The 10,781-nt window shown below is 57.6% G+C and carries 10 protein-coding genes and 1 pseudogene; 5 read left to right on the forward strand and 6 right to left on the reverse strand.

Translation table 11 applies throughout. The annotated features are described in order from the left end of the window. Positions 1-44 precede the first annotated feature (44 nt). On the forward strand, positions 45-773 hold the full coding sequence (locus ACVWZU_RS05475) for a HEAT repeat domain-containing protein (protein WP_414343657.1): 729 nt from the start codon (positions 45-47) through the stop codon (positions 771-773). A gap of 140 nt (positions 774-913) precedes the next feature. On the opposite strand, the gene bchM is transcribed toward ACVWZU_RS05475, so the two are convergent. Then, a complete protein-coding gene (bchM, locus tag ACVWZU_RS05480) occupies positions 914-1,579 on the reverse strand; it encodes a magnesium protoporphyrin IX methyltransferase (protein ID WP_457443768.1) in 666 nt (221 codons plus the stop codon). A gap of 155 nt (positions 1,580-1,734) precedes the next feature. On the opposite strand from bchM, the gene ACVWZU_RS05485 reads away from it, so the two are divergent. Further along, positions 1,735-2,232 (forward strand): hypothetical protein, encoded by a 498-nt coding sequence (locus ACVWZU_RS05485; protein ID WP_457443777.1) that lies wholly within the window; start codon positions 1,735-1,737, stop codon positions 2,230-2,232. A 42-nt stretch (positions 2,233-2,274) separates the two neighbouring features. On the opposite strand, the gene ACVWZU_RS05490 is transcribed toward ACVWZU_RS05485, so the two are convergent. The 4 genes from ACVWZU_RS05490 to wecB all read right to left on the reverse strand — a co-directional run bounded on the left by ACVWZU_RS05490 (position 2,275) and on the right by wecB (position 7,122). Then, a complete protein-coding gene (locus ACVWZU_RS05490; protein ID WP_414407460.1) occupies positions 2,275-3,252 on the reverse strand; it encodes a D-alanine--D-alanine ligase family protein in 978 nt (325 codons plus the stop codon). A gap of 69 nt (positions 3,253-3,321) precedes the next feature. After that, positions 3,322-4,605 (reverse strand): cell division protein FtsZ, encoded by a 1,284-nt coding sequence (ftsZ, locus tag ACVWZU_RS05495; RefSeq protein WP_457443779.1) that lies wholly within the window; start codon positions 4,603-4,605, stop codon positions 3,322-3,324. Positions 4,606-5,231: 626 nt separating this feature from the next. Then, complete coding sequence (locus tag ACVWZU_RS05500; RefSeq protein WP_457404296.1) at positions 5,232-5,807, reverse strand: ureidoglycolate lyase; 576 nt, start codon at positions 5,805-5,807, stop codon at positions 5,232-5,234. Between the two features lie 178 nt (positions 5,808-5,985). Beyond that, positions 5,986-7,122 carry a non-hydrolyzing UDP-N-acetylglucosamine 2-epimerase gene (wecB, locus tag ACVWZU_RS05505; RefSeq protein WP_457443781.1) on the reverse strand — a complete coding sequence of 379 codons (1,137 nt, stop codon included), beginning with the start codon at positions 7,120-7,122 and terminating at the stop codon, positions 5,986-5,988. A 923-nt stretch (positions 7,123-8,045) separates the two neighbouring features. Between wecB and mgtE the strand changes: the two genes are divergently transcribed. The 3 genes from mgtE (at position 8,046) to ACVWZU_RS05520 (ending at position 10,550) form a co-directional block, all read left to right on the forward strand. After that, positions 8,046-9,425: a magnesium transporter gene (mgtE, locus tag ACVWZU_RS05510; RefSeq protein ID WP_457443783.1), complete on the forward strand. Its 1,380-nt coding sequence runs from the start codon at positions 8,046-8,048 to the stop codon at positions 9,423-9,425. Between the two features lie 192 nt (positions 9,426-9,617). Further along, a complete protein-coding gene (locus tag ACVWZU_RS05515; protein WP_238376758.1) occupies positions 9,618-9,821 on the forward strand; it encodes a DUF7219 family protein in 204 nt (67 codons plus the stop codon). Between the two features lie 27 nt (positions 9,822-9,848). Further along, positions 9,849-10,550, forward strand: coding sequence for an MgtC/SapB family protein (locus tag ACVWZU_RS05520; RefSeq protein ID WP_011433697.1), 702 nt, complete (start codon positions 9,849-9,851; stop codon positions 10,548-10,550). 18 nt (positions 10,551-10,568) lie between these two features. Here the strand turns inward: ACVWZU_RS05520 and ACVWZU_RS05525 are convergent. Further along, a pseudogene (locus ACVWZU_RS05525) lies at positions 10,569-10,781 on the reverse strand (RNA-guided endonuclease TnpB family protein); the annotation flags it as partial.

Raw genomic sequence — 10,781 nt, forward strand, 5'->3', positions numbered from 1 at the left:
AAGTTTTGCCCTCGTCCCCTCCGCCAACACCTGGGCACCCTTTCATGCAAGAAGACGCTTTTTCCCCCCTTGAGCCCCTAGACGAGCTGCCACCTCACTCACCGCCGGAGGTGGATGTGGAGCTGATGCTGCAGCAGTTGCAGGATCCGGATCCCTATTTGCGGATGCAGGCGGCCCGCGCCTTCTGTGAGATCGAAGAACCCCGCGCCGTTAAACCCCTGCTGGCCCTAGTCCGGGATCCCTGCCCGTTGGTGCGGGTGGGAGCAGCCTATGCCCTAGGTCGGAATCCGGATCCCGCTGAGGTGGAGGTGCTGATCGAGGGCTTGCGCTGGGATTGGAACGGCTATGTGCGCAAAGGCTTGGTGTGGGCGTTGGGCAATGCCAAGGATCCGCGGGCGTACCCGGTGTTGCTGGAAGTGTTGGCCGGGGATATCGCGGCAGTGCGATTGTGGGCTGCCAGTGCCCTCGGACAACTGGCCCAGGCGCAGGCGTTGCCTGGCCCGGCATTGGATGAGGTGGTCGCAGCTCTCTGCCGGGGCTTGGCTCAAGATCCAATCGCAGCGGTACGCGGCAACTGTGCCTGGAGCTTGGGGATCCTGGGGCAACAGGTGAAACTGGCTCTCGAGGATCCCATTGTTTACACGATGCTAACAAGGCAATTGCTGACCAGCGCCAGTCGCGATCCCGATTGGGGGGTGCGGGATGACGCGCGGCTTGCCCTACAAAAGTTGGCGGATCCCGATTTGCTGGAGCAACTGGATAACCTCAGCTGATCGTTATAGTCATTTTTAAACTAGATTGAGACACTCCCCAAGCATTCCACGCTGCTGCCCCTACTCCCAGCCTCGCTGCCAGAGGGAGAGGGGAGCTAGACGAAAATGTTTCATTCCCGTTTAACGAACCAGATCGAGTGTCACCGAACCAGATCGAGGAGCCAAGCAAAGTAGAAGCGGCTGCGAATGGTTTGTCGCTGCTGCACTTTCCAGCCCCATTCGGTTAATTGGCTCACCAAGGTCGCCTCTCGGTGTTGATAGGCGCGGGTGGTTTTGCTGGGGCCGGGGAAGAACTCTCCCACTTTCTTCAGCAGCGTCAGCCAGGGGGTTTTGGGGGCAAAACTGAAGATCAGGCGGGACCGAGCCAGGCGGGTCAGGTGCTTTAGCATGCGCAGGGCCTCGGCTTCAGGGTAGTGGATCATCACATCGAGGCAGATGACGACATCGTATTCCCCCGTCAATTCCTCCAGATCCGAGACCCAAAAGTGTGGGTTGTCTGTGGATCCCAGCTCCATTTGCTGGCGGCGGCGCGCTTCGCTCACCATTTGTTCCGAGATGTCGCTGGCGAACACCTGCGCCCCTCTGGTGGCCAAGGGCAAACTGAGGCTGCCCACCCCGCATCCGGCATCACAAATGCGTAAACCCGAGGGATCCCCCAACCACTGCAACACCGTCTCTACTGTGCGAGCATGGCCAAGGCGGATGTCTTTTTGGACGAAATTGACTTCTTCTTCACCATAAATGCGCCGCCAGCGCTCGAAGCCAACGGAGTTGAAGTAATCGCGGACAATGGTTTTCTCTTGCATAGAACTTCCGGCTAGGGATCCGGCGAGAGAAAAAGATGAACGCTCTGCTTTTCTTCGCCAACGCGCATCCCATTCTACCCCGAGCCCCCGTAGCCCTCTGCATCGTTGCCCTAGGATTGTATTAGAATTAACTCGCATGCCTTGGATGTTGCCCCATGACCGAAGCTGAGATTGCCCAAGCGTTGCAGGCTCGGTTGGCTGCCCCGGTCAAAATCGCGGTCAAACGCCGCCAAGGTCATCTACACGTTCTTCTGAATCGATCCTCCTCGGCCCGAGTGGACTACCCCCATCTCATGGAACGGGTGCAGGCGGAGCTCAGGGCGTTGGGCTTGCCCGGCTTGGAGCAGGTCACGGTGTACGGGCGTGAGTCGGGACATTCCGAATACGAGTGGGAGCAAACGGCCCCCTTGTTGAACCCGCTGCTGGCCTCAGAAGAAACCACAGTTCTGTTGGAAAAAAAAGGCGACTTCTTGTTGCAGGATCTAACAGTTGTTGCCCCGGATTCGGTCAACTCAAAGCCTGAACCTGCGCCGGAGAATCCTGTCGGGAAAACCGACATAGGCAGCAGGTCCCGCATCTCCTGGGTGTGGCTGGGGGGAGCTGTACTGATTGTTGGAATTGGGGTGATTCTTTTGCTGGTTGCCCTTCTCTGAAAGAGCTGGGTAAAGGTTCTTGTTCTTGTCTTGGGAAAAGCCTCAGGGAGCGTTGCCGAGAGTCGCCGATGAACTTTGAGGATGCCGGGATCCGGTCAATTGGGCTTTTTGCAAGGCATCCTGCAGCATTCGCTCCACCAACTCGGTGAACGTCCACCCCAGAGCTGCCGCCGCATCGGGACAGAGGGAAGTGGGGGTCATGCCGGGCAGTGTATTCACCTCCAACACCCAAGGATTTTCCTCGGGATCCACCCGCAGATCCACCCGCGCCAAGCCTTCGCACCCCAACGCCTGGTAGGCCTTCAGACCTGCAGCCTCACAGCGGGCCAACCCTGCCGGGCTGAGGGAACAGGGGATCAAATGCCGCGAGCCACCGGGTGCGTACTTGGCTTCGTAGTCGTAGAAGTCGCCTTGGGCGGGGATGATCTCAATGGCCGGAAGAACTTGGCCGGACAAGATCGAGAGGGTGATCTCCTTTCCGGGAACATAGCGCTCCAGAAAAATCCGCGACGAGACTGAGCGGGCCAACTCCAGCCCCTGAGCAAATGACCTCTCATCCCGGACAATGCTGATGCCCACCGTCGAGCCGTTGTTGCTGGGCTTAATCACCAGTGGGGATCCCAACTCTGCCGCACAGTCAGCCCAAGTGAGGGGGCTTTGGTCGTCCCAAACCTGCCAATCGGGGGTAGGGATCCCCGCGGCGCGAAAGATCTGCTTGGAGACCAGCTTATCCATGGCCAGAGCACTGGCCAGCGGCCCGGATCCCTGGTAGGGCAGGCCCAGCCAGTCCAGCATTCCCTGTACCACCCCATCCTCGCCACCAGGGCCATGCAAGGCAATCCAAACGAAGTCGCAGCCGGCTTGCCGTTCCTGCCAAAGGCGCAGAGGCAGATCCTCATCTGGGTCGATTACCTTGACCCGATGGCCCAGGTCCTCCAAAGCCCGTTTGCAGGCTTTACCCGTTACCCAAGAAACTTGACGTTCTGCCGAACGCCCCCCCGCCAAGACAACAATGTTCATGGCCTAACCCCAAAGCACTCCCCACCCTCAACAACCGGCACCAAGATACCAGCATACCTTCACCCTACCCTACGAAGGGGGCCGTCGGCGGCGCAAGAACTCGGGAATATCTAAGCCTCCAGACATCGGCGGCTCAGGCTCCGGAGGCTGTCGAGGCGGCAGCCCAGAGCCCGTGGGAGTGGGCTTAGGAACCCCCGACTTGTTGGAGGCAGAAACTTTGGTTGCAGCAGGGATGGTGGCTGGACGGGCTTTCTCTTGGAAACCGGTGGCGATGACCGTGATGCGCACTTCCCCCTGCATGCGCTCGTCTTGGACGGTGCCGAAGATGATGTTGGCCTCGGGATCCACTGCCTCGGCGATGATCTCGGCAGCCACCGTGACCTCATGCAAGGACAAATCCGGCCCACCGGTAATGTTGAAGAGGACACCTTTAGCCCCTTCGATGGAGGTTTCCAAAAGCGGCGAAGATACAGCGGTAATGGCGGCTTCGCGGGCGCGGGACTTGCCGGATCCCATGCCAATTCCCATCAAGGCAGAGCCGGCATCGGCCATCACGCTGCGCACATCGGCAAAATCCACATTGATCATGCCGGGAATGAGAATGATATCCGAGATGCCCTGCACCCCCTGCCGCAGCACATCATCAGCAACGCGAAAAGCCTCTTGGACAGGGGTTTGCTCGGAGATCACCGAAAGCAACTTGTCATTGGGAATTACAATCAGGGTATCAACTGCCTCCCGCAGCGCTTGGATCCCTTCCTCGGCCTGCTTGCTGCGGCGTTTGCCCTCAAAGGAAAAAGGCCGTGTCACCACTCCCACCGTCAGGGCACCACTGGCTTTGGCAATTTGGGCGATGACGGGTGCTCCACCCGTGCCCGTGCCTCCCCCCATGCCGGCGGCAATGAAGACCAGATCTGCCCCTTTGATGGCTGCCGATATTTCTTCGCTGGATTCCTCTGCAGCTTTCTGGCCAATGGCCGGGTTACCACCTGCACCCAAGCCTCGAGTCAGCTTCTGCCCAATTTGCAAGCGGTTCACTGCCGAGGACTGGGCAAGGGCCTGCGCATCGGTGTTGACGCTCCAAAACTCGACGCCCACAAGGTTGCTGGCCGCCATCCGACTGACCGCGTTGCCACCCCCACCCCCCACGCCTACAACCTTAATCTTTGCGGCATTGCTCGGCATGATCTCCTCTGGACGATCCGCCGCTCTGGTCTGAGATCCGTTCCTCTCATACTCGGCATGAGAGCCTTCTCCCCTGTGGCGCTCATTCCAATGGGAAGGCGCAGACTGGGCTGAACCCAACCCTTGCCCAGGATTGAGAGGATGGATGTCTGACCAATTGGATGGCATGTCAGCTCTCACAATAACTTAAATTCTGGCAAATATCGAATATGCTAGCTGATTTAATATAGAGCAACTCCCTCCAGATGCCAACGCTGCCGACGTTTGTGAATCTTCCCGCTGAATACGGCCCTCCTAAAGACGCCTGTCGGCAGAATCTCAGGTAGCCTTTCTTGCCTAGAGGCATTTCTCTCTGAACTTGTCTCGAAGCTTTTGTGTGTAAGAATAGGTGTTCTCGAATACTTAGACCCTTGCAGGGGAAGAAGGGTCCAAAGGGAGGTTTCGGTACAAGAGTCTGGCCCTAGTTAAGGCCCAGTTAAGGCGAAGAGTTCCCTATCCAGCCAAAGGCTGATAGAGCGCCACTTTGTAGAACTGAGGCTTTGGCATCCTGTAGAGATTCAGGGATCCGGACTTGCATTCAGCTAGAAATTGCAGGAGCCCCGCACTGTACCCGTAGGGTCGATGTCGGGAGGAATGCTATAATAATGCTGCGGACACCAGAAACGGTTGTTTAAGGCACTGGTAACGGTCGATTGGGGGTGCTGTAAACCACCCCAGAGGCTCGTGGTTGGCTTGCCAACTGCAGGGCTACTAAAAGCCCGCTCCGTACCGCCTAGCGGTTGATGTCGGGTAGTTTACACCAGCTCTAGGTGGATCTCCGCTTTTAGCCGTTGGGGGAGGGAAATTTTGAATACATCCCCCTGATTCATTTCCTGGGCACCTTTCATGCTGGCCAGGGCTTCCACCACTTCTTCGGAGTTGGCGGTTAGCACCACAACGGGGCGCTCGCAGGCAATGGGGAAATCGTGCCACGTGCCGAGGTGCAGCAGCAGCCCATGCCCGGCAGGGAATCGCAGGGCTTGTACTTTGTCGAGATCGGGAGCTTCTTTGGGATGGTTGGGAGGAGCCATCACCATGATGAACGGCTCTTGCCCCAGGCCGACAAACAACTGGGTCATACGCATGTGGCGCTCCAGCCAGAGCACAGGTGGATATCCGGGCAGGATCTTAGCCGTACGGATAACGGCTCTGCCGGTGTATTGAAAGTCGATGTTTTGTCCTTCCAGGACACGCCCCTGATAAAAGGGGATCCCCAGCCCAGGATTGGCCACATCGTCCCCTATAAGTTGGCCGAAGGGTTGCACATTTTCTGGGGTGGCATCCACAATCGGCACCCGGACAACGGTGGTGGCAGTTGCAGTCGTGCTCATGGTTTGCATCCTCGCTCTTGATTGGACTGGGGTCAATTGGATTGGAGTCAGGCTTTCTATCTTAATTAATTGTCTTATTGAGATTAATTGTCTTATTGAGAGCAATAGGTAAAGAAACGGTTTTCCCGGTAACGGTCTATACATCTTTGATTCTTATTTAATTCTTAACTTTTAATTCTTAACTTTGTTCTTCTCGAGGGCTTTGCGGGTTAAACCACCGCTCGATGATGTGGCGAATTTGCCGGGCGGCAGTGCCATCGCCAAAGGGGTTTTGGGCTTGGGCCATGCGGGCATAGGCTTGTGGGTCTGTGAGCAATTCTCGGGCTGCCTTCAGGATCTTTTCGGGGTGTGTGCCTACCAGGCGGGCGGTGCCGGCAGCAATCGCTTCAGGACGTTCGGTGGTCTGCCGCAGCACCAGCACCGGTTTGCCCAGGGCAGGGGCCTCTTCTTGAATGCCGCCGGAGTCGCTGAGGATGAGGGTACAGCGCTGCATGGCGCTCACCCAGAGGGGATAGTCCAGAGGCTCAGTGAGAAAAGCCCGCTCATGGGATCCCAACAGGGCTTGCAGGGGATCCCGCACCAAGGGGTTGGGATGGAGGGGCAAGAGAAGGGCGGTATCGGGAAACTCGGCCAAGATCTGCAGCAGAGCCTTGCCGATGGCGGTTAGGGGATCCCCCCAATTTTCCCGCCGGTGCACGGTAACCAACAGGACACGGTAGCGCTGCCAGTCCAGCCCGGGAATGGGGCAGGGGATCCCTTGGGAGGCCACTTGCAGTAGGGCGTCGATGACGGTGTTGCCGGTGCAGTGGATGGATCCCACCACGTGGCTTCGCTTCAGGTTGTCAACGGCTTGGGGGGTAGGGGCAAAGTGCAGGCTGGCCAACTGAGAGATCAGGCGGCGATTGGCCTCTTCGGGGAAAGGATTGTAGAGATCATCGGTGCGCAGTCCGGCTTCCACATGCCCGACCGGGATCCGGTGGTAAAAAGCTGCCAAGGCAGCCGCAAAGGCGGTGGTGGTATCTCCCTGCACCAAAACCAGTTGAGGATGTTGCTCTTGAAAGTAGAGTTCCAGGCCCCGCAAGGTGGCTTCGGTAATGTCTGTCAAGCTTTGGCGGGGGCGCATGATCGCCAGATCCCGATCCGCTTGCAGACCGAATAGCCGCATCACCTGATCCACCATTTCCCGGTGTTGTCCGGTCAAGATCAGCTCGGTGCGCAGATGGGGACTGGCATGCAGAGCTTGGATCACCGGGGCCAGCTTAATGGCTTCGGGCCGTGTGCCCAAGATCACGGCAACGAGGGGAAGGGAGGCCATAAGCTCAAGGACATCGGCACCTGTAGGAGATGGGAAGCGCAGCTCATTGAAGCAAGGCCACCAACAAACCACTAACAAAAACCACTAACAAAACAGAGGCGGCGAAGGGCGTGGGTTGCTCAAGGTCGCAAGCCACCGAGATGTAGACTCTGCTGAGTCAGGCTGAGGGCAATGTCGAGACGAGAGGAACCACAAGGGGGCTATTGCTGCTCACCCCGATCTTACCCCTCCAGCTGCCCCACCAATTTTTCACCGGATGAGCTGGAGAAAAAGGGTTGACGGGATCCCACTCCTGCAACTAGCCTAAAGGGAGCTGAAGAGATCCTCTTCTGGCTGTCCGGGTTGTTTCGGTTAACCTTTTTGGAGGAAAACGTTCAACAGCATGGACGCTTCCGGTAGTCGTAGCGCCAGCCACCAGTGGATGGTCTTCGAGGAGCACGTTCTTGAAGATTGGGCTCTTACTGGTGTCTTCCTTTTCCCCGCTGACAGCTTCTGTCGTCGCTTGAGAGGATCCCGTTTCGCCAACGCGAAGGGGTGGGAGAGTTTTCCCAGCTAGCTTTTGACTTGGGTGGCTCTCTCAGTCGGCGACGAACAGATGAGCTGAGCAGAGCCTTACCTGAGCAATGGGTTTGTGCAGCCCTGTTCAGAAAAGGGGAGATCAGGAGTAATTCCGAGGGGATTCCCCTTGACTTTCCCGTTGTGGGTTTTGGGGTTTCCGCAGGCCTGGGGATCCCTTGGAGTCCCTTTTATTGGCTTGGGCGCTTGCGATCCAAGCTGGGCTTGGAGGCCTGGCGCTAGACCTACGGCTTGCTGCGCGGCCATCCAAGGGTTTCAGGGCTTCCCTGTGAGCCTCGGAGCACCGGTTGGCTGTTGACCTCCTGGTTCTCTTCATCCCGGCTGACCCCAACGTTCGGAGGTTTATCATGCGGCACAACATTCTTCGCGATCTCCTAACCCCTGCTTCCTTGGAAGCCGCCAAGCGAGAGGCCAACCGCGCTCCCATTGCCGAGCTGGTGCAGCAGTTGATGGAGATTTCACCTCGGCAGCGGGTTTTGGCTTTCCGCTTGCTGGAAAAAGACAAAGCCATTGCAGTGTTTGAGTATCTGCGGCCCGAAGAGCAGGCCGATCTCATTCGCAGCATGGAAAGCCCAGAAGTGATCCGGCTGGTAGAAGCCTTACCTCCGGATGAGCGGGTGCGTCTGTTTGAGGAGTTGCCGGCCAAAGTAACCAAGCGCCTCATTGCCAACCTCAGCCCAGAAGCTCGGGAAGCAGTGAATATCTTGCTGGGTTATCCAGAGCGCAGTGCCGGTCGGCTGATGAACCTGCGCTACTTGTCGGTACGGGATACCATCACCGTCGGGGCTGCTCTGGCCAGCGTGCGGGACTCTCAACTGGGAGACGATGAGCTGGATGTGATTTTTGTGGTGGACGATCAGCGGTTCTACAAAGGTTTGGTTCGCACCGTGCGCCTCGTGAAAGCAGATCCGGATTTGCCCATTCGGGAGCTGATTGAGGGATCGGATACTTTTGCTCGGGTTACCGACCGGGATCTCCAGGCAGCTCGTTTGCTCAAAGATTCCGGCTTGCCGGCTATTCCGGTGGTGGATACGGAAGGGCGCTTGGTGGGAGATATCACCTTTGAAGATGTCATCAACTTGGTGGAAGAAGAAGCCACCGACGCCGCTCTGGCCCAAGCAGGGGTGGGCAACTTGCTCAGCCGAGACAAGGTTTGGAGCGAGCGCCTGGTTAAAGGCTCCCGTTGGTATGCCGTCCGCCTGCGCATCACGTTTTTAATCATCACCTTGATTGGCGGCATGGTGGTGGGGGGAGTGATCCAAACCTTTGAGGAAGTGTTGCAAGCAGTGACGGCAGCGGCTATTTTCATCCCCTTGGTCATGGATATGGGCGGTAATGTCGGCACCCAATCTACGACCATCTTTGCCCGTGGCTTGGCTTGGGGCCACATCAACGTGCGGCAGTTTTTCCCCTATTTGCTGCGGGAAGCCAGCATTGGTGGCATTATCGGTCTGATCCTGGGGGCCACGGCTGGGGTGATTGCCTACTTCTGGCAGGGGGCACCCAATGGGATCCCACAATTGGGTCTAGCGGTGGGCTTGGCTCTGGCCATTGTCCTCACTTTGGGGGCTATCTTGGGCGCCATTTTGCCCTGGGTGATGTTAAAGCTGGGCTTTGACCACGCTCCCGGAGCGGATCCTTTTATCACCACCATTAAAGACTTCACCGGCCTCTGGGTGTATTTCACCCTGGTGGCTTGGCTAGTCGGGATTGAAGTGGAGCTCTAGGGCTGCGCCGGCGCTGGATCCAGGGGGCACCTCACCGGCAAAGCGCGTTCCAGGAACGAATAATCCAGCCCTTCTTGAGAAATCAGCCTTTCAGAGTCTCGCCACAAGGCCATCGCGACGGCGGCGCAGAGCACTTTTACGAGGTGTCCTTTGACCAACGAAGGGTTACAGCAAACATTTAGGAGGTGTGCCATGACCTTGAAAGTTCTATCTCCCTTGGCTGCTGCTCAATTTCGGTCACGGCTGCAGCAGTATGCCTATCGGGTGGGCATAACCTGTGCTTTAGAAACAGGTGGTAAGCTGGCCCCAGAATCCGCCTTTGCTCAACTGGAAGCCCTCTGGCAAACCTTGCAACAGGAAGCCACTGCCCTTGGGATCCCAGATGAGGATGGCTAAACTTTATCCTTTCACGAGAACCGGAGCATGACCTGGATTGACTTCACCTTGCGTTTGGCCGTTGCCTTTGTCCTGGGATCCCTCATTGGCCTGGAGCGACAGTGGCGGCAGCGCATGGCCGGCTTGCGCACCAATACCCTGGTGGCCACGGGTGCAGCTTTGTTTGTCATGCTCTCGGTTCTCACCCCTGATGAAAGCAGCCCGACCCGTATTGCGGCCCAAGTGGTATCGGGGATTGGCTTTTTGGCCGGGGGCGTGATTCTTAAGGAAGGAGCCAGCGTCCGTGGCCTGAACACTGCCGCCACCATCTGGTGTGCAGCCGCGGTGGGAGCCTTTGCCGGATCGGGGTACATTCCCCAAGCTGCCATTGGGGCCGCAGCTGTGTTGATCTCCAACGTTGTGCTGCGTCCACTGGGCTACCGCATCAACCAGCAGCCTTTGAAAGGCACAGAACTGGAACTGGTCTATGAGTGTTCGTTCATCTGCAAAAGCCAAGCAGAGGCCCACATCCGCGCCTTGCTCCTGCAGGGTATAGCTCCCACCCATCTCAAACTGCGTGCCCTCTACAGCGAAGACCTGGAGGACAAGCCCAATCTGGTCAAAGTCGAAGCAGAGCTAGTCACCCAGACCCGCGACGACCAAGCCCTGGAACTTGTCGTCAGCCGCCTCAGCCTAGAGCCAGGCGTGATCACTGCCCGATGGCGGATCATCGAACAGGAATTTGGGTAAACTACCCGACTCCGACCGCTAAGCGGTACGGAGCGGGCTTTCAGTAGCCCTGAGCCTGCTCTGCCCTACCAGAGAACAAAACAGGCCCGGACCTCCAGGCTGGTTTACGGCAGCCCCCAAGAGCGCAATTACGTTTGCACCATTCAAATCCGCATCCCCTTCCCATCCACAGTGTCCACACTTAAACTTCTTTCCACTGCGATAGGATTGCGCAGGGTCGGGATGAATGTG

Source organism: Thermostichus sp. MS-CIW-26, assembly GCF_054059115.1.